Source organism: Clostridium sp. SM-530-WT-3G, assembly GCF_012843905.1.
In the GTDB taxonomy this organism is placed as follows: domain Bacteria; phylum Bacillota; class Clostridia; order Clostridiales; family Clostridiaceae; genus Clostridium.
Map to the genome: position 1 here is coordinate 1 of NZ_JABAGC010000002.1, position 23,212 is coordinate 23,212.

The following is a 23,212-nucleotide window of genomic DNA, read 5'->3' on the forward strand; positions in this document are numbered from 1 at the left end:
AGTTTGAGGTGCAATTCCTCTTATTTACTCGACTGAGAGGTCGGTAGACAAAATAATTGTCTACCTCCTACTCGATTGTAAATAAATATTCAATTTTTTATTATTAATACTTATGTGTGTAGAAAAAATGATGGAACTTTGGAGGGAATATTATAAAGAGAAATGTTAAATTTAATTAACAGTATTCTAATATTAATTAACATACGCCTAATAATCTATTAACTTAATGAGCTTATTATAGAATTGTAAGGAAAAATAAGAAAGATAATTAAATAATAAGTAATCTATTAAATGGAGGGAACTTTAATGAAAAAAAGAAGTTTAAAACTAATAGTAAGTGCTTTACTAGTAACTATGATTGGAGGAGCAATGGTAGGTTGCGGTAACAGCAATCAGAGTGCTGGAGGAACAGCTAGTGGAAGTTCTGAAGAAAGTGTAAGTGGATCACTAACAGTAAGTGGATCTTCAGCTTTATTACCATTAATGGAACAATCTATTGAAAAATTTAATGAAAAAAATCCAGACATTGAAATAAGTGCACAGGCTGGAGGATCAGGTACAGGTCTTACACAAGTTTCAGATGGAACAGTTGATATAGGAAATTCAGATGTTTTTGCAGAAGAAAAACTTGATGCTGATAAAGCAAAAGAGTTAGTAGATCATAAAGTTGTAGCTCAAGGATTTGCAGTAGCAGTAAGTAAGACACTCGGAATAGATGATTTAACAAAAGATCAGATTAAAGATATATTCTCAGGTAAGGTTACAAATTGGAACCAAATTAAAAAGGCTGATGGAACAACAGGTCCTGATAAAGAAATATTAATTATTCATAGAACAAGCGGTTCAGGAACAAGAGCTACATTTGAAAAGACAATTTTAGATGGAGATAAGACTTTAGAAAATGATTCAATTGGAGTAACACAGGATTCTAATGGTGCAGTTCTATCAGCTATGAAACAAAATGACGGAGCAATCAGTTATTTAGGTCTTGCATATATGAATACAGCAGAAGCTAAAGAAGTATTGACATCAGTTAAGATAAATGGTGTAAGCGATGATGAAGCTAATATCAAAAATGGTTCATATCCATTCTGGTCATATGGTCATATGTATACAAAAGGTGAACCAAATGAAGCGGCTAAATTATTTATAGACTTCATATCAAGCGATGAAAATAAAGATAGTTTAAGCAGCTTAGGATTTATCTCAGGATCAGATATTAAAGAAAAATAGAAAGATTAAAGGATGATTAAGATGGAAAAGAGAAGTTTTAAGGAGAGGCTGAAAAATGAATATTTAGGCCAGGGATTTGCAGGGTTATGTGGAATACTGATAATACTAATAACCTTATCTATAATAATATTTATAGCTTCAAAGGGTATAAAGTTATTTACTCAGGATGGTTATAGTATTGGACAATTTCTATTTAAGAATGACTGGAAACCGAATCAAAGTGATGAGCCATCCTTTGGTGCTCTTGCTTTCATCTTAGGTTCAACATTGGTATCTGTAGGTGCAGTAATAATAAGTGCACCTATAGCTGTCTCTTTAGCTATTTTTGTAAATGTAATATCAAAAAAAGTCGGTTTGAAAATTATTAAGCCGGCATTGGAAATTTTAGTTGGAATACCATCAGTAGTATATGGCTGGGTTGGTATTTCAGTATTAGTTCCATTTATAAAAAATAACTTTGGTGGAATGGGATTCTCATTACTTGCAGGAATTTTAGTACTTTCACTTATGATTTTACCTACAATTGCAACGCTATCAATTGATGCAATAAAGACAATTCCTCAGGATCATATAGAAGCATCTTATGGACTAGGAGCTACAAGATGGCAGACAATCTATAGGGTTATAGTACCAGGAGCAAAGTCGGGAATTCTTACAGGAATAGTACTTGGAATAGCAAGAGCTTTTGGTGAAGCATTAGCAGTTCAGATGGTTATAGGTAATACAGTAAGAATACCAGACAGTATTTTCTCTTCAATGGCCACACTTACGAGTATTATTACTATGGATATGGCAAATACAGTAGGAGGAACAGCATGGAATGATGCATTATGGACTTTAGCTTTAATATTGCTGATTATTTCATTTATATTCATAGTTTTAGTTAGAATGATCGAGAGAAGGAGTGACAGATAGTGAATGCAAAAAGAGCGGATAAGATTGCAACGGCTGTTTTCTATATAATAAGCGTTTTTATTGTTGTACTACTTGGAGCATTTATTGCTTATATATTATACAAAGGTGGCGCAATGCTAAAACCTTCATTTTTATTTGGAAAGCCTAAATTAACAGGTGCAGGTGGAGGAATAGGGCCACAGTTATTTAATTCATTCTATATGCTTGTAATATCATTGATTATTACAGTACCTATTGGAATTGGCGCAGGTATATATTTAGCAGAATATGCAAAGCAAGGGCCTATTCTTAATTTTATAAGAATGTGTCTTGAAACAATGTCATCTCTTCCATCAATAGTAATAGGTATGTTTGGGTTGCTGGTTTTTGTAAACATGGCAGGATGGGGATATTCAGTGCTAGCTGGAGCACTATCTGTAAGTATCTTGAATATACCATCAATGACAAGAATATCAGAAAACGCCATTGTAGCCGCAAGTAAGAAAGTAAAGGAAGCTTCACTTGGACTTGGAGCTACAAAGTGGCAGACATTAATGAGACTTACAGTACCAAGTGCTATGGCAGAAATAATAACCGGAATAATACTTGCAGCAGGAAGAATATTTGGAGAAGCAGCAGCATTCCTTTATACAGCAGGATTGAGTTCAAAAACTTTGAACTTCAACAGCATAAGCTTGACAGGAAATTCAGCTTTTTCATTATTCAGACCAGCAGAAACATTAGCGGTCCATATATGGAAATTAAATTCAGAAGGCATAGTGGTGGATGCAGTTCAGATTGCTAATGGAACAGCAGCAGTACTCATAATAGCAGTACTTTTATTCAATGTAATTGCAAAATTAATTGGGAATAGATTGATTAAAGCTTACAGTGGCAAATAGGAGGAATTTATGAATAACATAATAGAAACTAAAAATTTAAATTTATATTATGGAGAAAAACAGGCACTAAAAGATATAAATATGAGTATAAATAAAAATGAAGTTACTGCGCTTATAGGTCCTTCAGGCTGTGGTAAGTCAACTTTTTTAAGAACTATTAATAGAATGAATGATTTGATTGATATTGTAAAGATTGATGGTGAAGTTCTCTTTGAAGGAAAAGATATATATAAAGATTACGATGAAATTCATTTGAGAAAGAGAATAGGTATGGTGTTCCAAAGACCTAATCCATTTCCTATGTCAATTTATAATAATATTGCTTATGGGCCAAAGATTCATGGAATAAAAAATAAAGATCAGCTTGATGAAATAGTTGAAAAAAGTTTAAAAGGAGCTGCTTTATGGGATGAAACAAAAGACAGACTTAAGGATAGCGCGCTTGGAATGTCTGGAGGACAGCAGCAGAGATTATGCATAGCAAGAACTCTTGCAGTTTCTCCTGAAATAATTTTAATGGATGAACCTACATCAGCATTAGATCCTATTTCCACTGCAAAAATGGAAGAACTTATGGATGAACTTAAAAAGAAATATACAGTAATAATTGTAACTCATAATATGCAGCAGGCAGGAAGAATTGCAGATAAGACAGCATTTTTCTTAAATGGAGAGGTTATTGAATTTGGAAAGACAGATGATATTTTTTACAAGCCTAAGGATAAAAGAACGGAAGACTATATAACGGGAAGATTTGGATAAAAGAGAAATTAAATTAAAAGTGAGGGGATTAATAATGGTAAGGCAATTACAGGAGGCCAGAGTTAAAAATATTACTAAAAGATTAATAGATATGACTAGTTTTGTTGAAAAGCAGATTTATGAAAGCATGATTGCATTAAAGAATTATGATATACAAAAAGCTGAAGAAGTCATAAAGAATGATGATATTGTTGATAATATGCAGAAAGAAATTGAAGAAGACTGTATTAAGTTTATAGCAACAGAACAACCTCTTGCTGAAGACTTAAGGCGAGTATTTACAGCATCAAAAATAGTTACTGATTTAGAACGAATTGCAGATCATGCAGTTGATATATGCAAGATAACCAAAAGGATAAATAGAAGTCTAAAAGTTTTTAATGGAGATATTGAGAAGCTATTTGAGATGGAAATGAAAGTACGTAGCATGATAACACAATCTATAGAAGTGTATTTGCAAAATGATGTTGATGCGGCATACAAAATTTGTAAAGAAGATGATAAGGTAGATGTTTTGTATAAATCATTATTTGAAAAGATGATAAAAAGAATTCATGAAAAAGAAGATTTAATTAATGATGGAACACAGCTACTATTTGTAATTAAATATTTAGAAAGAATAGCTGATCATGTTACAAATATTTGTGAATGGACTATTTTTTCTAAAAAAGGCATTTATGTTGATTTAAATGAATAAGTGAGAATTTAATCCTTTAAATAATATAATTTTAAAGGATTTTTTTAGTGTGCTTAGCATGGTCAACAAATTGAAGGTAAAAGTTTGTTGTGAGTTTTGTAGTGGGAACCACTATCCAAGGATAGAAATTAAATACAGAAACCTTAAAAAATTGGGATTAACATATTACCAGGTAGTAAAATAATTATTTTCCTCATGCTCGATTTTTCTAATAAATAGGATATATAATTCTTGTATGAGAAATAATAAAAGGGGTAGAATTATGATAAAAAGGATTTATTGACTTAAACAAAGTAATAATGTAATATAACAAAGATAGATATTATGTTATAATAAGGAGAGTAATTTAATGAAAAGCATTATAACAAGTATAGCTCCTGGAAGTATAGCAGAAGAAGTGGGGATAGAAAAAAATGATGCGCTTCTTTCAATAAATGGAAAAGTAGTTAATGATATTATTGATTATAAGTTCTTAAGCGATGATGAAGAACTTGTATTAGAAATAGAAAAAGCTGATAGTGGAGAAATATGGGAGATAGAAATAGAAAAAGATTATGAAGAAGAACTTGGAATTGAGTTCGGTGGTGGATTAATAGATAAAGCAAAAAGCTGCAGTAACAAATGTATTTTCTGTTTTATAGATCAGCTTCCAAGTGGGATGCGTGATAGTCTTTATTTTAAGGATGATGATTCAAGATTATCTTTTCTTCAAGGAAACTTTGTAACACTTACAAATATGAAGGAAGAAGATATAGATAGAATTATAGATTATCATATAAGTCCTATAAATGTTTCTGTACACACAACAAATCCAGAATTAAGAGTAAAAATGCTTAATAATAGGTTTGCAGGAAATATATTTGAGAGAATGAAGAGACTTGCAGATGCAGGAATACAACTTAATGCTCAAATAGTTTCAGTACCTAATATAAATAATGGGGATGAGCTTATAAGAACAATAAATGATTTGTATACTTTATATCCTCAAGTAGATAGTATTGCAATAGTTCCAATTGGAGTAACTAGATATAGAGAAAATTTAACTCATGTGACTACATATACTAAAGAAGAGTCGCGTAAAGAAATAGAGAGAGTTGAAAAGCTTCAGAAGAAATTTATTGAAGAGGTTGGAACACCATTTGCAAGATTATCTGATGAATTCTACCTTGTAGCTGATAAGGAGATTCCAGATGCAGATTTTTATGAAGGTTATCATCAAATAGAAGATGGAGTAGGTATGGTAAGATGCTTTAGAGATGCTATAGATGAAACAATAGTTGACCTTGATAAAGATATGAAAGGTAGTTTTTCACTGGTTACTGGAACATTAGCATATCCAGAACTTTTAGAAGCTAGTAAGAAAATTAAAAAGGCAAATAGTAATATTCAGTTAGATGTCTATGAAATAGTAAATGATTATTTTGGACATACGATTACAGTTGCAGGTCTTTTAACAGGAACTGACATAATAAAACAGTTAAAAGGAAAAATTAATACTAAGTATTTAATCATGGCTAATAATATGTTTAGAAAGGGTTATGAACTTGCAGACTCTTCAGAACAGATAATGTTAGATGATATAAAGATTAAAGATATAGAAGAAGCTTTAGATGTGAAAGTCATAGTTGTAGATTACACAGGAGAAGACTTTATTCAAAAAATTAATGAATGTAAAGAGGAGGAAATTTAATGGCTAAACCAATAGTTGCTATGGTTGGAAGACCTAACGTTGGTAAATCAACGTTATTTAATAGATTAGCAGGAAAAAGAATTTCAATAGTACAAGACACACCAGGAGTTACAAGAGATAGAGTATATGCAGAAGCAGAATGGCTTAAGTATAACTTTACTATGATTGATACTGGTGGTATAGAACCAGAAAGAAACGATATTATAATGCAACAGATGAGAAGACAGGCAAATATAGCTATAGAAACTGCTGATGTTATTATATTTATTGTTGATGGAAAAGAAGGACTTACAGCAGCTGACCATGAAGTTGCAACAATGCTTAGAAAAAGTAAAAAACCAGTAGTTTTAGTAGTTAATAAAGTTGACTCAATAAAGGAAGAAGATAATGCATGGGAATTCTATAATTTAGGTATAGGTGATCCTGTTTCAATTTCTGCTTCTCAAGGTTTAGGTCTTGGAGATATGCTTGATAGAGTAGTAGAAAATTTTGATGAATCAATTTATGAACAAGATGAAGATGAATATGTAAGAATAGCTATGATTGGTAAACCAAATGTTGGTAAGTCTTCGTTAATAAATAAATTACTTGGTGAAGAAAGAGTAATAGTTTCAGATGTTGCTGGAACTACAAGAGATGCAATTGATAGTACTCTTGAAACTAAGGAAGGAAAGTTCATATTAATAGATACTGCTGGGCTTAGAAGAAAGAGCAAAGTTAAAGAAGAAATAGAACGTTATTCTGTAGTAAGAACTTATGCTGCAATTGAAAGAGCTGATGTATGTATATTAATGATAGATGCTCAAGAAGGAGTTACAGAACAAGATGAAAAGATAATAGGATATGCTCATGAAATGAGAAAAGCTATTATGGTTGTTGTAAACAAATGGGATCTTGTTGAAAAAGATGATAAAACATTAGATAAATTTAAGAAAGAATTACAAAGTAAACTTAAATTTATAAGTTATGCAGAATACTTATTCATATCAGCAAAAACTGGTCAAAGAACTCACAAGGTTTTAGAAATGGCTAAAAAATGTTATGATAATTATAACAAGAGAGTATCTACTGGTATTTTAAATGATGTTATAAGCAAAGCAGTTCTTATGAAAGAACCACCAGTTGTTGGTCTTAAGAGAATGAAAATCTACTATGCAACTCAAGTTGCAACTAGACCACCAAAATTTGTCTTCTTTGTTAATGATGCAGAAGCAAGACACTTCTCTTATGAAAGATACTTAGAAAATCAATTAAGAGATAGCTTTGATTTTAAGGGAACAGGTATTCAAATAGAATATAGACAAAGAAAGGAATAATTATGAGTAAAGTTACTTTTCTAGGTGGTGGAAGCTTTGGTACTGCACTGGCAGTAGTTTTAGCCGAAAAAGATAATATTGTTAACATATACAACAGAGATAAAAAAGTTGTGGATGAAATTAATATTAAGAGAACAAATGAAAAGTATATGAAAGATTTAATAATTCCTGAAAATGTTACAGCTTTTGTAGATATATCAGAAGCTATAGAAGGTGCAGATTATATTGTTTTATCTGTACCTTCACATGTAATAAGAAGCATGTGTAGATCTATAAAAGATATTTTGCCTAAAAACATTCCTATTATTTCTATAGCTAAGGGAATAGAAGAAGATAGTGATAAAAGGTTATCATCTGTGATTAGAGAAGAATTACAAAATCCTATTGTTGTTTTATCTGGACCAAGCCATGCAGAAGAAATAGCAATGAAACTTCCAACAACTTTAGTGAGTACATCAGAAGATATGAAGTATGCATTTGAAGTTCAGGATTTATTTATGACTCCTAATTTAAGGATTTATACTAATGATGATATTATTGGTGTAGAGATAGGAGGGGCAGTTAAAAATGTAATAGCTTTAGCTGCTGGAGTTTTAGAGGGTCTTGGATATGGAGATAATACTAAAGCTGCTTTAATGACAAGGGGAATGAAAGAAATAAGCCGAATTGGAATTGTTTTGGGTGGTAAATTAGAAACTTTCTATGGGCTTACAGGTATGGGAGATTTAATAGTTACATGTACTTCAAAACATTCAAGAAATAGACGTGCTGGATTTCTTATTGGCAGTGGTGAATCTTTAAATGAAGCTTTAAGTGAAGTGGGCATGGTTGTTGAAGGTGTAAAAGCCTGCAAAGCATTTTATCAGCTTAAAGAAAGAATAGGTGTATCAATGCCTATTACAGATGGATTGTATAAAGTTTTATTTGAAAATAAGCAGCCTAAAGAAATAGTTGATAATCTTATGATTAGAAGTAAGAAAAGCGAATTATTTTAATAATGTTAAAAATATCTTTCGAATGATTAATATAGTCATTCGAAAGATATTTTTATTTTATATAAAGTGCAGAAAATATTGAGATTGGTTCTTGTACAATTCTTAAAATTTTAATACTTATATTCATATATATGGAATATATATAAGTGTAATAGATAAATTATATTAATATATAAGGAAGGTGAATGGAACCTTATACATAAATGTGTTGAATTTTTACCTTGATTGTTGTGAATACTTAGTTTTTAAGCTCGTAGTGTCAGCATAGCTGACTTTTTCATCTGTGTGTATATTTTGAAATGGGTATGAATATATATATATTGGTAAAAAGAATGTGGGAGGGAATAATGTGGATAGTTTTAACATATACAAAGATATTGCAGATCGTACGCAAGGGGACATATATGTAGGAGTTGTTGGACCTGTTAGAACAGGAAAATCAACATTCATAAAGAAATTTATGGATCTCATGGTTATACCTAAGATAGAAAATACTTATAAAAAAGAAAGAGCTAAAGATGAACTGCCACAAAGTGGTTCTGGAAAGAGCATTCATACTACTGAACCTAAGTTTGTTCCCAATGAGGCAGTTGAAATAACACTTGATGGTGAAGTTAAGTTCAAGGTTAGAATGGTTGACTGTGTTGGATATATAGTAAAGGGAGCTCTTGGATATTTAGAGGGAGAACAAAGTAAGATGGTTCATACTCCATGGTATGAGTATGAAATTCCATTTGAAGATGCAGCAGAGATTGGGACAAGAAAGGTAATAAACGATCATTCTACAATTGGTTTAGTTATTACTACAGATGGAAGTATAACTGGTATAGATAGAGAGGATTATGTTGAGGCTGAAGAAAGGGTTATATCTGAACTTCAGTCATTAAATAAGCCTTTTATCGTTGTTTTAAATACAGTTAAACCAAATTCACAAGAAGCAAAGACATTAAGGAATGAATTAGAATCAAAATATAATGTATCAGTTCAGATAATGGATGTTTTCAATATGGGTGAAGAAGATATTGGAGATTTATTCAAACATGTACTTAAAGAATTCCCAGTAAAAGAAATTAATATAGATCTTCCAGAATGGCTAGAAAAATTAGAACCAGGACATTGGTTAAAGAAAGACTTTTTTAACATAATTAAGGACATGAGTCAAGACGTTTCAAAGGTTAGAGACATAAAATTCTGTTTGAATAATTTTGAAGCTGAAGATTTCATGGGTAGCGCTGCAATTAAAGAAGTAGATTTAGGAAGTGGAATGGCTAAAGTACTTATGAGACCTAAAGATAATATTTTCTATAAGGTTCTCAGTGAAATATGTGATTTGGAAGTAAAATGTGAAAGTGATCTTTTGGGAATAATAAAAGAATTGACTCATGCAAAATGTGAATATGATAAAGTTAAAGATGCCCTTGATGATGTAAGGGAAAATGGATATGGATTAGTCGCTCCACAATTATCTGAAATGAAATTTGAAGAACCTGAAATAGTTAAACAGGGGAATAAATTTGGTGTTAAATTAAAGGCAAGTGCTCCAAGCTTACACCTTATTAAATGTGACATTAAGACAGAAATAAGCCCTATTATGGGATCAGAAAAAGAATCAGAAGAACTTGTTAAAGGACTTTTAGACCAATTTGAAACAGATCCTGCTCAGCTTTGGCAGAGTAATATGTTTGGTAAGTCTTTAGAGGTGTTGGTTAAGGAAGGATTGCAGAATAAACTTTATAAGATGCCTGAAGATGTACAGGTTAAAATACAAAAAACTCTTCAAAAAATAATAAATGAGGGTAATGGAGGATTAATTTGTATAATTCTATAAGTATTTAAATAGTTATTAGAGCTAGTGATTATTTTTGCTGGCTCTTTTATTTGAAAGGAAAATTTAATTAATAATATTGGATAAGTTCAAGTGAAAATCACAAAATAAAGATAAATTTATAATTTTGATATTAACAGAAAAGCTATTAGTAAAATTATTTATTATAGTAGTAAGGTTAGCTTGCCGTAATAAAATCTTTTTATTTTAAAATTTAATAAGTAAATAACTTTTTTATCATATATGTGGAAAAGTAATTCTTGTAAGGATATAATGAAGAAAAGGATGTAAATGAGGGGTATTATGAGAAGAGAGTATAAGGCTTATAAGAAAGTCGGTAAAATAAAAATTTCAATAAGTGATGTTTTACCAATAGAAGTACCACGAACAGTTTATGCCTCTCCAGGTGTTATAAACCACATAAAAAAAAGACATGGTAAGCAATTCACAAAAAAAGTTAAAGATAATATAATAGAAATAGTTGAGAAGATAATAAGAGAACCGGATTATGTTGGAATAGATTACAAAACAGATAAAGGTCATTCTATAGAACTTGTAAAGAAAATGGAAAATACAATAATATTTTTGGGATTGGAAATTGATATAGATGAAAAATATATTTATGTAGCAACAATGTATCCCATAACATTATCGAAATTAAATGCAAGGATATATAGAGAAAGACTGATAAAAATAGATGAAATTGAACCAAAAGAGAATATCTTATGATATAATATAAAATGATTGTTTTTTGAGGTGAGAAAAGGCTCCTCACGCGCTATTTCTAGTAATCAGAGATGCAGGATACGCCGACCTGCCAAAAAATAAAAACTCTTAGAGAAGATCTAAGGGTTTTCTTTAAGTGAGAATCTAAATTTTTTATATTTAGATATTAGAACTTGCTCATCAAATGTATGTGAGTAGAGCTTTGTTAAGTACAGATCTAATTTAATATTGATTTTTCAAACGTAATCAGTAACACATATAGGTCGAATTTTATTATAATACTAAAGAGTTATGGAGGAACAAAATGAAAAAGGTAGCAGTAGTATTTAATGGTGGAACAATTTCCATGAAAGTAGATGAAAGGATTAAGGCTGTGGTTCCAAGTTTGAGTGGAGAAGATATAATGGCCATGGTAACAGGAATTGAAGAATATGCAGAAATTGAAAGTTATAATTTTTCAAGTCTACCATCACCATATATGACACCAAAGTTGATGCTTAAATTATCTAATTTAGTTCAGGAATTATTAGATAAAGAGGATGTTACAGGGGTAGTTATTACTCATGGTACTGATACATTAGAAGAAACAGCATACTTTTTAGACATGACATTAAAAACAGAAAAGCCTGTTATAGTGACAGGAGCAATGAGAAGCAGTTCAGAATTAGGATATGACGGACCATTTAATTTGGCTTCATCTATATGTACAGCAATAAGTGATGATGCTAAAAATAGGGGTGTTCTTGTATGTTTTAATGGTGAATTACATAGTGCATGCGAAGTAACTAAGAGAAATTCTATGGCTCTTAATGCATTTAGCACTCCTAACTTTGGACCAATTGGAATAGTGGATAATAATAGGGTAATATTTTATAGAAAAAATCCAGAATCTATACATATGAAGATAGAGGATGTTGATAAAAATGTAGCCTTGATTAAATGTAGTGCGGGATGTGATTCAGAATTTATAGATTTTGCTATAGATAGAGGATATAGTGGTATAGTAGTTGAAGCATTAGGAAGAGGAAATGTTCCTCCAACTATGGTGGATGGAATAAAGAGAGCGGTAAATAATAATATACCTGTTGTGATAGTATCTAGATGTTTTGAAGGAAGAGTTTTTGAATCATATGGATATGAAGGTGGAGGAAAAGAATTAAAAGAATTAGGATGTATATTTGGGGATGTTTTAGCTGGTCAAAAAGCTAAAATTAAATTACTTGTTGCAATCAATTATACAAATGATATTAATGTAATAAGAAAAATGTTTGAGTAGTATAAAAATAATTCGAAAAAAGAAATAATTGGAAATGGACGTAAGTATAATATTATTATATTTACGTCTGTTTTTTATTTTGAAATTATAATACTCTGTATTATTTACGAGAAAAATAAGTTTATAATTCGTAATAAAACAAAAAATAAAAATAAATTAATTGACAATATTCGTGATTAAATATATAATAAAACTGTTAAAAGGTACAAAATGCTTTATGTTGAAGTTTTTTCTAACAAGTAATTTGTTCAGTTAAAACCTGAATGTTGGAATTATATTTATAAAATAAAAATCTTAGATGTAGAAAATCATAATTACCATTTAATTCAGTTTGATTTTTTGGAGGTATAAAATGGAGAAGACAAAAACTAAAGGAAGATTTTTTGATATTCTTTCTAATGAAAAAGTTGATTTCAAAAAGGAGATTATGGCTGGTATTACTACATTCCTAACTATGGCTTATATCATAGCAGTAAATCCTAATATTTTAGGATCAGATGGAATTGGTATGGAAAAAGGTGCTGTGGTGACAGCAACTTGTTTAGCTGCAGCAATAGCAAGTATATTTATGGGAGTATATGCTAATCTTCCTTTTGTACTAGCTTCAGGAATGGGATTAAATGCTTATTTTGCTTATTCTGTAGTACTTGGTAAAGGTATATCGTGGCATGTTGCTTTAACAGCAGTATTTGTTGAAGGTATAATTTTTATATTAATGTCTCTATTTAAGATAAGAGAGGCTGTTGTAAATGCAATACCAATAAATATGAAACATGCAGTAACAGCTGGTATTGGTTTATTTATTGCCTTTATAGGACTTACAGGAAGTGGCCTTGTAGTTGCTAATGAATCAACTTATTTAGCTTTGGGTGATTTTCAGCTTCCAACTGTTTTAATTGCATTAATTGGATTGATAATTATAGCTGTACTTGATAAGAAACAAGTTAGGGGAGCAATACTAATAGGAATTGTTGTTAGTACATTACTAGCATGGGCATATGCTGTCTCAAATACTGAAGCTGCAGCAGCTCTAGGAATTTATTTACCTAATGGTATATTTAAGTTTGAAAGTATAGCACCAGTAGCGGGTAAAATTGATTTGGCTTATGTTTTACATCCAAGTAATATAATGAATTTTATAGTTGTAGTATGCACATTTTTATTTGTTGATTTCTTTGATACAGTAGGTACTTTAGTTGGTGTAAGCTCAAGAGCAGGTATGCTTGATGAGAATGGAAATGTTCCTAATGTAGGAAAAGCATTGATGGCAGATGCAGTTGGTACTACAATTGGAGCATGTTTAGGAGTATCAACAGTAACAACATATGTTGAAAGTTCAACAGGTGTTGCAGCTGGTGGAAGAACAGGGTGGACAGCAGTAACTTCAGGAGTATTATTTTTAATAGCTATGTTTTTCTCGCCAATATTTATTGCAATACCATCTTGTGCAACAGCGCCTGCACTAATATATGTTGGGTATTTAATGCTTGGAGCAGTTAAAAATATCGAATTTGAAGATATAACAGAAGGTGTTCCAGCATTCTTAACAATAGCAATGATGCCTCTTACTTATAGTATTGGTGATGGATTAACAATTGGAGTTTTGGTATATGTAATAGTAAATATATTATATAATTTATTATTTGCTAAAGAAAATGAAAAGAAAAAAGTATCATGGGTAATGATAATTTTAGCAATTATATTCATACTTAAATTGTTATTATTAAAGTAATTATAGAAAATTAAATTTAATCTAGCTGTATATTGGGAAAATATCTGTATATATTTTTCAATATACAGCTTTTTTACAATTTATTTTCTAGTGCTTTAAAAAAGAATTGTAAACAAATTGTAAATAAATCATTGACTGCAATTTATTAATTGATTATTATATATGAAGAATAGTTAAAGTGACATTCAATAAGGGGGTGTAAAAGTGATAAAAAGCATGACTAGCTTTGGAAGAGCACAAAGTGAAGAAGGTAAAGAACTTAGTTTTTCAATTGAAATGAAGAGTGTTAATCATAGATATTTAGATATAAATATTAGAATGCCTAAGATAATGTTTTCACTTGAAGAAAAAATACGTAATATAATAAGCAAAAAATTAAGCAGGGGTAAAGTTGATGTTTTTATTAACTATAAAAATTATGGAAGTGCCTGTGGAAAACCAGTGCTAAATATAGAGCTTGCTAGAGGATACTACGAATGTTTGAAGGAAATACAAAATAGTCTAGGTACGCTTGATGATATATCAACTACTAAAATAGCAAGATTTCCTGATGTTATAACTGTATCGGAACCAGAAGAAAATCTAGATGATATATTCAAGGAGATAGCTCCACTAGTTGAAAGTGCATTAAAGCATATGGAAGAAATGAGAGCACGTGAAGGTGAAAAGCTTAAAGAAGATATATTGATTAAGTTAGATACAATTGAACAATATGTTAATGAAATTGAAAAAGTATCTGAAATTGTGCCTAAGATGTATAAGAAGAAACTTGAAGAAAGGCTTAATGAATTGTTATCTGGCGTTGATATAGATGAAAGCAGGGTTGCTCTTGAAATTGCTATATTCTCTGATAAAGCTGCGGTAGATGAAGAAATAACAAGATTAAAAAGTCATTTAAGTCAGGTGCGTACAACTCTTAATTTAAGTGAACCAATAGGTAGAAAACTTGATTTTATAATTCAAGAAATGAATAGAGAAGCAAATACAATTGCATCTAAATCATGCGATATTGGCATGACAAATAAAGTGATTGAAATTAAAAATACACTAGAAAAAATAAGAGAACAAATTCAAAATATTGAGTAGTTAGGAGGAAAACATGGGAATCAAATTAATTAACATAGGTTTTGGGAATATTGTTTCTGCAAATAGATTAGTTGCTATTGTAAGCCCAGAATCAGCACCTATAAAAAGAATTATTCAAGAAGCTAGGGATAGAGGCATGCTAATAGATGCTACTTATGGGAGAAGAACAAGAGCAGTTATAATAACAGATAGTGATCATGTTATTTTATCAGCAGTCCAACCAGAAACAGTAGCTCATAGATTAGCGACTAAAGATGAAGTAGTTGATGAGGATGATGTATAATGAAAAACAGAGGTAAAGGACTTTTAATAGTTATATCAGGGCCATCTGGTGCCGGAAAAGGTACTATATGCAAAAGCTTTATGGAAAGAAATAAAGAGGTTGTATTATCAGTTTCAGCAACAACAAGGTCTCCAAGAAAAGGTGAAGTTGATGGCGTAAACTATCATTTCATGACTAAGGAACAATTTAAAGAAAAAATAGAAGCTGATGACTTTTTAGAGTATGCAGAAGTATATGATAATTTCTACGGCACACCAAAATCTAATGTTGAAGAATTATTAGAAAGTGGAAAAGATGTAATATTAGAAATTGATATACAAGGGGCATTAAAAGTTAAAGAAAATGCTGAAGAAGGTATATTCATATTTATTCTTCCTCCATCTATGGAAGAATTAAAGCAAAGAATAATAAAAAGAGGAAGCGAAACTGAAGAATCTTTAATGAAGAGATTTAAGTCAGCTTACAAAGAAATTAATTTTGTTTCAAAATACAATTATGCTGTAGTTAATGATGAAGTTGAAACAGCTGTTGAAAAACTTGAATCAATTATAACAGCAGAAAAATGTAGAGTAGATAGAATAAAACATAGTATATTAGATTCAAAGGAGGGTATTATTCATGAACAACTCTATGATTAATCCATCAGTAGTAGACCTACTAAAAAAGACACACGATAGATATTCTTTAGTATTACTATCAGCAAAGAGAGCAAGACAAATAATTGATGGTTCTAAGCCACAAGTAGAAGCTAACTCTCATAAACCATTAACAATTGCTATTCACGAAATTGATGAAGATGCTATTAAATTTGAAAGAGTAAATGAGGAAGCAAAATAAAATGAAAAAAAATGTTGTGCTTGGGGTAAGTGGGGGAATTGCAGTCTATAAAGCATTAGAAATAACAAGTCTTCTTATAAAGAAAGATATTAATGTTAATGTTATAATGACTGAAAATGCTACAAAGTTTGTAACTCCTCTTTCATTTCAATCATTAAGCCAAAATGTAGTTGCATGTGACACATTTCAAGAACCAAAGGTATGGGAAATTCAACATATAAGTTTAGCTGAAAAAGCAGATGTATTATTAGTTGCTCCTGCTACAGCTAATATAATTGGAAAAGTTGCTAATGGAATAGCAGATGATATGCTTTCTACAACAATAATGGCAACAAAAGCAAAAGTTATCTTTGCTCCGGCTATGAATACTAATATGTATGAAAATCCAATACTTCAGGATAATATAAAAAAGCTTAAGTCTTTTGGATATGAGTTTATTGAACCAGCAGAAGGAAGACTTGCATGCGGTTCTATTGGCAAAGGAAAGCTTGAAAAACCTGAAATAATTGTTGATAGAGTTTTAATGGAATTAGATGAGAAGAAAGATTTAAAAGGCAAAAAGGTTGTAGTAACTGCTGGGCCAACTATAGCTCCAATTGATCCGGTTAGATTTATAACAAATAGATCTAGTGGGAAAATGGGATATGCAATAGCTAAGGAAGCTAGAAATAGGGGGGCTGAAGTAACTTTAGTAACAGGGCCTTCTTCGTTAGAAGTTCCAAATGGAATAGAATTAATAAAAGTTTCAACTAACGAGGAAATGAGAAAAGCAGTATTAGAGAAATTTAATAATGCTGATATTGTTATTAAATCAGCTGCGGTTGCAGATTATAAACCAAAAACTTATAGCACACAAAAGATAAAAAAAGGCAATGATGATTTATCTTTAGAATTAATTAAAGATAATGATATCTTAAAAGAGTTAGGGAGTTTGAAGGATAAGCAGATTCTAGTTGGATTTGCAGCTGAAAGCCAAAACTTAAGAGAAAATGCCTTAGGTAAGCTTAAAAGAAAAAATTTAGATTATATAGTTGCAAATGATATAACAAGCAGCGATACTGGCTTCGCATCTGAAGATAATAAGGTTATTATTTTATCTAAAGAAAAAGAAGAAATTAATCTAGATAAGATGAGCAAAGAAAAGATTGCAGAAAATTTATTTGATATTATACTTAAGAAGCGCTAAACTTTGCGCTTCTTTCTATTTATAATGAAATTTAATAAATTTTAATTTTAGAAAATTTATTTGACTGTAATCAAAAAAACAATATAATATACTTTTGTATGTAATTATTAAATTAATGTAAAGGGGGAATACAATATGTATGCTGAAATAATAATTAATAGCGATGCATTAGAAGTAGATAAACCATTTACATATAAAATACCAGATGAATTTTTAGATAATATAGATGTTGGATATAGAGTTAAAATCCCTTTTGGAATGGGAAGTAAGAGCGTTTATGGTTTTATAATATCTATATTAAAAGAAGATGATGTTCAAATAAATTATAAGGTAAAGAAAATTAAAAATATTTGTGATGATGCGCCTATACTGACTTATGACGATATAAAAGTTGTTAAGTTTCTTAGAAAGAAATATTTATGTAAGTACATAGATGCAATACGTCTTATGATTCCACCAGGAATTATGAGAGGCTCTACAAATAAGAAAAAAATGGTTATCTGCATAAATGGAGAACTTAGTGAAGAATTTTTTAAAAAAGATAACTACAGAAATTTATATGAATATATTGTTGAAAATAATGGCGTGTATACAAAAACAGAACTGACTCAAAATAAGGATTTTTCTTTATATTCGTTGAATAAGCTTATAGAAAAAGAAATATTGAAGTGTGAAGAAAAATTAGTATTTAGATATAACACTAGGACATATGGAAGTGAACTACGAAAAGATTTGACACTTGAACAGCAGTATTGTGTAAATTCAATAATTAGAGGCGATGATTATAAATATTTAATAAAAGGTGTAACGGGTTCAGGAAAAACTGAAGTATATATGAGACTTGTTGAATATGTACTTTCAATTGGAAAAAGTGCTGTAGTTCTTGTGCCAGAAATAGCACTTACACCTCAAATGATTGAGAGATTTAAAGGCAGATTTGGGGAAGATGTTGCACTATTTCATAGTAAACTTAGTGATGGTGAAAGATTTGATGAATGGTATAGAATTAAAGAAGGAAAAGCAAGGCTTGTAATAGGTGCGAGAAGTGCATTATTTCTTCCTTTAATGAATCTTGGACTTATAATAATAGATGAAGAACATGAAAATACGTATAAGTCTGAGCAGAATCCTAAGTATCATACTAGAGAAGTAAGTGAATATTTGTGTGAAATTAAAGGATGTAAACTTGTATTAGGATCTGCAACTCCTAGTATAGAAACTTATTATAAAGCATTGAAAGGTGAATATAAACTTCTTGAAATGAATAATAGAGTTAATGGTAAGTCTATGCCTAAGATGGAAATAGTAGATATGAGACAAGAATTGAAAAGCGGCAATATGTCACTATTTAGTAGAAAATTATCTTCTGCCATTGAAGAAACACTAAATGAGAAGAAGCAGATAATATTATTTTTAAATAGAAGAGGTTTTTCAACATTCATATCATGCAGAAGCTGTGGATATGTATTTAAATGTCCTGAATGTGATGTATCAATGACATATCATAAAAATGGATATCTTGTGTGCCATTATTGTGGGAGAGCGCAAAAGGCAGAAAAAGTATGTCCCGAATGCGGAAGTAAATATGTGAAATTTTTTGGGGCAGGGACAGAGCGTGTTGAACAGGAAGTTAAGAAATACTTTCCAAAAGCAAAAGTTTTAAGAATGGATGTAGATACAACAAGATATAAAAATTCTCATGAATCAATATATAATTCTTTTAAAAATCATGAAGCAGATATTCTTATAGGTACTCAGATGGTATCTAAAGGGCTTGATTTTAAAGATGTGACACTTGTAGGAATATTGGCAGCTGATATGTCTTTAAATATACCCGATTATAGAGCAGCTGAAAGAACGTATCAAATAATAACTCAGGTTGCAGGAAGAGCTGGTAGAGGAGAAGATGATGGAAAAGTAATAGTTCAGAGTTATACACCTAATCACTACAGTCTAAATTATGCAAAAGATGAAAATTATGAAGGATTGTTTAAAGAAGAAATAAATCTTAGAAGGTTGATGGCCAATCCTCCTTTTGGTAAAATATTATTGATTGGTGGTTCTTCTAAAAATGAGGAAAAATTAAAAAAATTTATGAATAACTTACAAGTTAATTTGAAAAAATTAATAGTAGGAGATTTAAAAATGTTGGGACCAGTACCTTGTATTATCAGTAAATTAAAAGATAATTATAGATGGCAGATAATAATTAAAGGTGAATTTGACGACAAATTTAGTGAAAATATTAAAGATATACTTTATCAATTAAATAAGAGTGTATATAATGAAGTAAGGGTTAGTATAGATATTAATCCTAATAATATGACCTAGGGGGAATTAAAATGGCATTAAGAAATATAAGAAAATTTGGAGACGACGTTTTAAGACAAAAATGCAGAGAAGTTGAAAAGATAGATAAAAGATTATTAACATTAATTGATGATATGTTTGACACAATGTATGAAGCTGATGGAGTAGGTCTTGCTGCACCACAAGTTGGTATATTAAAAAGATTGTTTGTCATCGACATTGGAGAAGGGCCACTAGTATTTATAAATCCAGAAATTTTAGAAACTGATGGAGAACAAGTTGACCAAGAAGGATGCTTAAGTTTACCTGGTGAATTAGAAGAAGTAAAAAGACCTTATTATGTAAAAGCTAGAGCAATAAATGAAAAAGGTGAGGAATTTGAAATAGAAGCTGAAGAACTTTTAGCTAGAGCTATTTTACATGAAAATGACCATTTAGATGGTACTTTATTCGTAGACAGAGTTGAAAAATAGAAATTAGCAAAGGAGGAAAAATTAATGAACATAGTATTTATGGGTACTCCTGATTTTGCAGTTCCATCATTACAAAAATTAGTTGAAAAATACAATGTTATTGCTGTATTTACGCAACCAGATAAGCCAAAGGGTAGAGGAAAGAAGATGGGATATTCTGAGGTTAAGGAAGAAGCTTTAAAGCATAATATCCCTGTATACCAACCTGTTAAGCTTAAGGATGATATAGAACTTATTGAAAAATTAAAGGAAATGAAACCTGATTTTATAATAGTAGTTGCATTTGGACAGATTTTAACAAAAGAAGTTTTAGATATACCAAAGTATGGCTGTATAAATCTTCACGGTTCTCTTTTACCTATGTATAGAGGAGCGGCACCAATTCAGTGGGCTGTAATAAGAGGAGAAAAGGTATCAGGTAATACTACAATGCTTATGGATGTAGGGTTAGATACTGGAGATATGCTTTTAAAAGATGAAGTACAAATACCATATAGTATGACTGCTGGTGAGCTTTATGACATTTTAAAAGTAAGAGGTGCTGATTTATTAGTTGAAACTATTGAAGGTTTGGCAAATAAAACAATAGTTCCTGAAAAGCAAAGTGGAGAAACATTCTATGCTAAGATGCTTAATAAAGAAATTGCTAATATATGCTGGGATAAGGACGCAGAAGAAATACACAATTTAATTAGAGGATTAAATCCTTGGCCAATTGCATATAGCAGTTATAAAGATCAAAGAATGAAAATATTTGAAAGTGAAGTCTTAAAAGAAAAAACTGATAAGACTCCAGGAACAATAATTGATGTAAGTAAAGAGGGTATAAAAGTTACATGTGGCAACAATGTATTGTTAATTAAGAAAGTACAATTTCCAAATGGGAAGCCATTAATGGTTGAACAGTATATAAATGGACACGATATTGAGAAAAATATAATTTTAGGATAGTGGAGGTGTAGATCCAATGCATGGGCTATATTTTGATCCGACAGTAATTCTATTATTGCCAGCTATAATTATTTCATTCTTTGCACAGATGAAAATAAATTCTACTTATAATAAATATAGTAGAGTTAAAACTACCAATGGGTATACAGGTATGCAGGTTGCAAGAATGATTTTAGATGGAGCTGGATTATTTGATGTGAGAATAGAAATGGTAAATGCAAGGCTTGGAGATCATTATGATCCATCAAGCAGGGTACTTAGATTATCACCAGAAGTTTATAATAATCCAACAATTGCAGCAGCAGGAATTGCAGCTCATGAGGTTGGTCATGCGATTCAGCATAAAGAAAGTTATAAGCCCCTGGTTATAAGAAATTCTATAGTGCCAGTAGTAAATATTAGTTCGAATATATCTTGGGTATTATTCTTTATTGGGTTATTACTTGGATTTAGAGGACTTACAGCACTTGGAATTTTATTGTTTTCAGCTGTAGTAATATTTCAACTTATTACGTTACCTGTTGAATTTAATGCTTCAAATAGAGCATTGAGAATTCTAGAATCAAGAGGTATACTTTATGGAAATGAAATAAAAGATGCACAAAAAGTTTTAGGAGCAGCTGCAATGACTTATGTGGCAGCGACATTAATGGCGGTATCACAGCTAATAAGACTAATTGCTTTAAGCAATAGAGATGATTAAGAAGAGGTAGCATATGAATTGTAGAAAATTAGCAGTAAAAATATTAAATAGAGTTTTAAATGAAGGAGCATATTCTAATATAATTCTTTCTAAAGAATTAAATGAAGTTGAGCTTAATGACAAAGATAAAGCCTTACTTACAGAAATAGTTTATGGTGTTTTAAGAAGAAAGAAAACATTAGATATAATAATAGGTAACTTTGTAAAAGATATAAAATTAATGGATAAAAATACATTAAATATTTTAAGAGTTGCAGTATATCAAATGAATTTTTTAGATAAGATACCAAGTTATGCGGCATGTAATGAAGCAGTAGAAGAAGCTAAAGAAGTATCAGAAAGTGATGCTAAATTAGTTAATGGTATATTAAGAAGTTTTACAAAAAATCCTGATGATATTAATGTTCCAGGAAATAAAATAGACGAATATGCATATAAATTCTCTTTTGAACCATGGATGATAAGACTTTTAATAAAGCAATATGGTGAAAATACGGCTAAAAGAATAATGGCAGGATTAAATAATATTCCGAAGGTAAGTATAAGAGTTAATGAACTTAAAGCGGATTATGATGATGTTTATGAAGAACTTGAAAATATGGAATATGATATTGAAGAAGGTGCTGTATGTCCAGAAGCAATAAGTATTAGAGGTGGAAAATCAATAGAAAGCAATCCTTTATTTGTAGAAGGTAAAATAACAGTTCAAGATGAAAGTGCTATGCTTATAGCTCCACTTCTTGATTTAGAAGAAGGAATGACTGTTTTAGATTTATGTAGTGCTCCAGGAGGAAAGACTACTCATATAGCTTAAATTCTAAGAAATACAGGTAAAGTTCTTGCATTTGATTTACATGAATCAAAACTTAATTTAATAAAAGAAAACTGTGAAAGATTAGGTATAACTAATGTTGAAGTTGCAGCAAATGATGCTACTAAGTTAAATGCTGAATTAATTGCTTCAAGTGATAGAGTACTTATAGACGTTCCATGTTCTGGATTAGGCATAATAAGAAAGAAACCAGAAATTAAATGGAATAAGAAAAGAAATGATTTAAGAGAAATAATTCCAATTCAAAGAGAAATAATGGAAAATGCATGGCAATATTTAAAGAAAGGTGGAATAATGATTTATTCAACTTGTACTTTAAATAAAGAGGAAAATGAAGAAAATATTGAATGGTTTATAAATAAGCATAAGGACTGTGAAATTAAGAAAATTTTTGTAGGTAAGCAAGATAACTTAGCATACAATAGAGATGGTTCGCTAACTATAATGCCAAATGAAGATATGGATGGATTCTTTGTTGCCAAATTAGAAAAGAAATAATAGTA

Annotated in this window: 21 protein-coding genes and 1 pseudogene; all 22 read left to right on the forward strand. The window is 30.4% G+C overall.

Annotated features, from left to right (window positions below):
- The first annotated feature begins 306 nt into the window (after window positions 1–306).
- The 22 genes and pseudogenes from HF850_RS00940 to rsmB all read left to right on the forward strand — a co-directional run bounded on the left by HF850_RS00940 (window position 307) and on the right by rsmB (window position 23,207).
- A complete protein-coding gene (locus HF850_RS00940) occupies window positions 307–1,233 on the forward strand; it encodes a phosphate ABC transporter substrate-binding protein (protein ID WP_169103614.1) in 927 nt (308 codons plus the stop codon).
- 21 nt (window positions 1,234–1,254) lie between these two features.
- A complete protein-coding gene (gene pstC, locus HF850_RS00945) occupies window positions 1,255–2,148 on the forward strand; it encodes a phosphate ABC transporter permease subunit PstC (RefSeq protein ID WP_169103615.1) in 894 nt (297 codons plus the stop codon).
- Window positions 2,148–3,029: a phosphate ABC transporter permease PstA gene (gene pstA / locus HF850_RS00950; protein WP_169103616.1), complete on the forward strand. Its 882-nt coding sequence runs from the start codon at window positions 2,148–2,150 to the stop codon at window positions 3,027–3,029. The genes pstC and pstA overlap by 1 nt, the downstream gene beginning before the upstream one ends.
- Window positions 3,030–3,038: 9 nt before the next feature.
- Window positions 3,039–3,791, forward strand: coding sequence for a phosphate ABC transporter ATP-binding protein PstB (gene pstB / locus HF850_RS00955; RefSeq protein WP_169103617.1), 753 nt, complete (start codon window positions 3,039–3,041; stop codon window positions 3,789–3,791).
- A 34-nt stretch (window positions 3,792–3,825) separates the two neighbouring features.
- Window positions 3,826–4,488, forward strand: a complete 663-nt coding sequence (gene phoU / locus HF850_RS00960; protein ID WP_169103618.1) for a phosphate signaling complex protein PhoU — start codon at window positions 3,826–3,828, stop codon at window positions 4,486–4,488.
- 349 nt (window positions 4,489–4,837) lie between these two features.
- Complete coding sequence (locus tag HF850_RS00965; protein ID WP_169103619.1) at window positions 4,838–6,178, forward strand: DUF512 domain-containing protein; 1,341 nt, start codon at window positions 4,838–4,840, stop codon at window positions 6,176–6,178.
- Window positions 6,178–7,494: a ribosome biogenesis GTPase Der gene (der, locus tag HF850_RS00970; protein WP_169103620.1), complete on the forward strand. Its 1,317-nt coding sequence runs from the start codon at window positions 6,178–6,180 to the stop codon at window positions 7,492–7,494. The genes HF850_RS00965 and der overlap by 1 nt, the downstream gene beginning before the upstream one ends.
- A 2-nt stretch (window positions 7,495–7,496) precedes the next feature.
- A complete protein-coding gene (locus HF850_RS00975; protein WP_169103621.1) occupies window positions 7,497–8,489 on the forward strand; it encodes an NAD(P)H-dependent glycerol-3-phosphate dehydrogenase in 993 nt (330 codons plus the stop codon).
- 349 nt (window positions 8,490–8,838) lie between these two features.
- The gene (gene spoIVA, locus HF850_RS00980; protein ID WP_169103622.1) at window positions 8,839–10,317 is read left to right on the forward strand and encodes a stage IV sporulation protein A; all 1,479 of its coding nucleotides are present in this window, start codon (window positions 8,839–8,841) and stop codon (window positions 10,315–10,317) included.
- A gap of 300 nt (window positions 10,318–10,617) precedes the next feature.
- Window positions 10,618–11,043, forward strand: a complete 426-nt coding sequence (locus HF850_RS00985) for a PBECR2 nuclease fold domain-containing protein (protein ID WP_169103623.1) — start codon at window positions 10,618–10,620, stop codon at window positions 11,041–11,043.
- A gap of 301 nt (window positions 11,044–11,344) precedes the next feature.
- Window positions 11,345–12,316 (forward strand): asparaginase, encoded by a 972-nt coding sequence (locus HF850_RS00990; RefSeq protein ID WP_169103624.1) that lies wholly within the window; start codon window positions 11,345–11,347, stop codon window positions 12,314–12,316.
- 352 nt (window positions 12,317–12,668) lie between these two features.
- Complete coding sequence (locus tag HF850_RS00995) at window positions 12,669–14,048, forward strand: NCS2 family permease (RefSeq protein ID WP_169103625.1); 1,380 nt, start codon at window positions 12,669–12,671, stop codon at window positions 14,046–14,048.
- Window positions 14,049–14,252: 204 nt separating this feature from the next.
- On the forward strand, window positions 14,253–15,134 hold the full coding sequence (locus HF850_RS01000) for a YicC/YloC family endoribonuclease (RefSeq protein WP_169103626.1): 882 nt from the start codon (window positions 14,253–14,255) through the stop codon (window positions 15,132–15,134).
- Window positions 15,135–15,147: 13 nt separating this feature from the next.
- Window positions 15,148–15,417, forward strand: coding sequence for a DUF370 domain-containing protein (locus tag HF850_RS01005; RefSeq protein WP_169103627.1), 270 nt, complete (start codon window positions 15,148–15,150; stop codon window positions 15,415–15,417).
- Window positions 15,417–16,055 (forward strand): guanylate kinase, encoded by a 639-nt coding sequence (gene gmk / locus HF850_RS01010; protein WP_169103628.1) that lies wholly within the window; start codon window positions 15,417–15,419, stop codon window positions 16,053–16,055. Before HF850_RS01005 ends, gmk begins: the two co-directional genes overlap by 1 nt.
- A complete protein-coding gene (gene rpoZ / locus HF850_RS01015; protein ID WP_169103629.1) occupies window positions 16,036–16,254 on the forward strand; it encodes a DNA-directed RNA polymerase subunit omega in 219 nt (72 codons plus the stop codon). Before gmk ends, rpoZ begins: the two co-directional genes overlap by 20 nt.
- Window position 16,255: 1 nt before the next feature.
- Entirely contained in the window at window positions 16,256–17,440 is a 1,185-nt protein-coding gene (gene coaBC, locus HF850_RS01020) for a bifunctional phosphopantothenoylcysteine decarboxylase/phosphopantothenate--cysteine ligase CoaBC (protein WP_169103630.1), read from the forward strand.
- Window positions 17,441–17,575: 135 nt separating this feature from the next.
- On the forward strand, window positions 17,576–19,771 hold the full coding sequence (gene priA, locus HF850_RS01025) for a primosomal protein N' (RefSeq protein WP_169103631.1): 2,196 nt from the start codon (window positions 17,576–17,578) through the stop codon (window positions 19,769–19,771).
- A gap of 11 nt (window positions 19,772–19,782) precedes the next feature.
- On the forward strand, window positions 19,783–20,223 hold the full coding sequence (gene def / locus HF850_RS01030) for a peptide deformylase (protein WP_169103632.1): 441 nt from the start codon (window positions 19,783–19,785) through the stop codon (window positions 20,221–20,223).
- A 24-nt stretch (window positions 20,224–20,247) separates the two neighbouring features.
- Window positions 20,248–21,174: a methionyl-tRNA formyltransferase gene (gene fmt / locus HF850_RS01035; protein WP_169103633.1), complete on the forward strand. Its 927-nt coding sequence runs from the start codon at window positions 20,248–20,250 to the stop codon at window positions 21,172–21,174.
- A gap of 16 nt (window positions 21,175–21,190) precedes the next feature.
- Window positions 21,191–21,877 carry a zinc metallopeptidase gene (locus HF850_RS01040; RefSeq protein WP_169103634.1) on the forward strand — a complete coding sequence of 229 codons (687 nt, stop codon included), beginning with the start codon at window positions 21,191–21,193 and terminating at the stop codon, window positions 21,875–21,877.
- Between the two features lie 13 nt (window positions 21,878–21,890).
- Window positions 21,891–23,207 (forward strand): annotated as a pseudogene (rsmB, locus tag HF850_RS01045) (16S rRNA (cytosine(967)-C(5))-methyltransferase RsmB).
- Window positions 23,208–23,212 lie beyond the last annotated feature (5 nt).

Excerpts from the sequence above, each read along its gene's own strand:
- HF850_RS00940 (WP_169103614.1), top strand. The coding sequence starts at position 307 with ATGAAAAAAAGAAGTTTAAAACTAATAGTAAGTGCTTTACTAGTAACT.
- pstC (WP_169103615.1), top strand. The coding sequence starts at position 1,255 with ATGGAAAAGAGAAGTTTTAAGGAGAGGCTGAAAAATGAATATTTAGGC.
- pstB (WP_169103617.1), top strand. The coding sequence starts at position 3,039 with ATGAATAACATAATAGAAACTAAAAATTTAAATTTATATTATGGAGAA.
- phoU (WP_169103618.1), top strand. The coding sequence starts at position 3,826 with ATGGTAAGGCAATTACAGGAGGCCAGAGTTAAAAATATTACTAAAAGA.
- HF850_RS00965 (WP_169103619.1), top strand. The coding sequence starts at position 4,838 with ATGAAAAGCATTATAACAAGTATAGCTCCTGGAAGTATAGCAGAAGAA.
- der (WP_169103620.1), top strand. The coding sequence starts at position 6,178 with ATGGCTAAACCAATAGTTGCTATGGTTGGAAGACCTAACGTTGGTAAA.
- HF850_RS00975 (WP_169103621.1), top strand. The coding sequence starts at position 7,497 with ATGAGTAAAGTTACTTTTCTAGGTGGTGGAAGCTTTGGTACTGCACTG.
- HF850_RS00985 (WP_169103623.1), top strand. The coding sequence starts at position 10,618 with ATGAGAAGAGAGTATAAGGCTTATAAGAAAGTCGGTAAAATAAAAATT.
- HF850_RS00990 (WP_169103624.1), top strand. The coding sequence starts at position 11,345 with ATGAAAAAGGTAGCAGTAGTATTTAATGGTGGAACAATTTCCATGAAA.
- HF850_RS00995 (WP_169103625.1), top strand. The coding sequence starts at position 12,669 with ATGGAGAAGACAAAAACTAAAGGAAGATTTTTTGATATTCTTTCTAAT.
- HF850_RS01005 (WP_169103627.1), top strand. The coding sequence starts at position 15,148 with ATGGGAATCAAATTAATTAACATAGGTTTTGGGAATATTGTTTCTGCA.
- gmk (WP_169103628.1), top strand. The coding sequence starts at position 15,417 with ATGAAAAACAGAGGTAAAGGACTTTTAATAGTTATATCAGGGCCATCT.
- rpoZ (WP_169103629.1), top strand. The coding sequence starts at position 16,036 with ATGAACAACTCTATGATTAATCCATCAGTAGTAGACCTACTAAAAAAG.
- coaBC (WP_169103630.1), top strand. The coding sequence starts at position 16,256 with ATGAAAAAAAATGTTGTGCTTGGGGTAAGTGGGGGAATTGCAGTCTAT.
- priA (WP_169103631.1), top strand. The coding sequence starts at position 17,576 with ATGTATGCTGAAATAATAATTAATAGCGATGCATTAGAAGTAGATAAA.
- def (WP_169103632.1), top strand. The coding sequence starts at position 19,783 with ATGGCATTAAGAAATATAAGAAAATTTGGAGACGACGTTTTAAGACAA.
- fmt (WP_169103633.1), top strand. The coding sequence starts at position 20,248 with ATGAACATAGTATTTATGGGTACTCCTGATTTTGCAGTTCCATCATTA.
- HF850_RS01040 (WP_169103634.1), top strand. The coding sequence starts at position 21,191 with ATGCATGGGCTATATTTTGATCCGACAGTAATTCTATTATTGCCAGCT.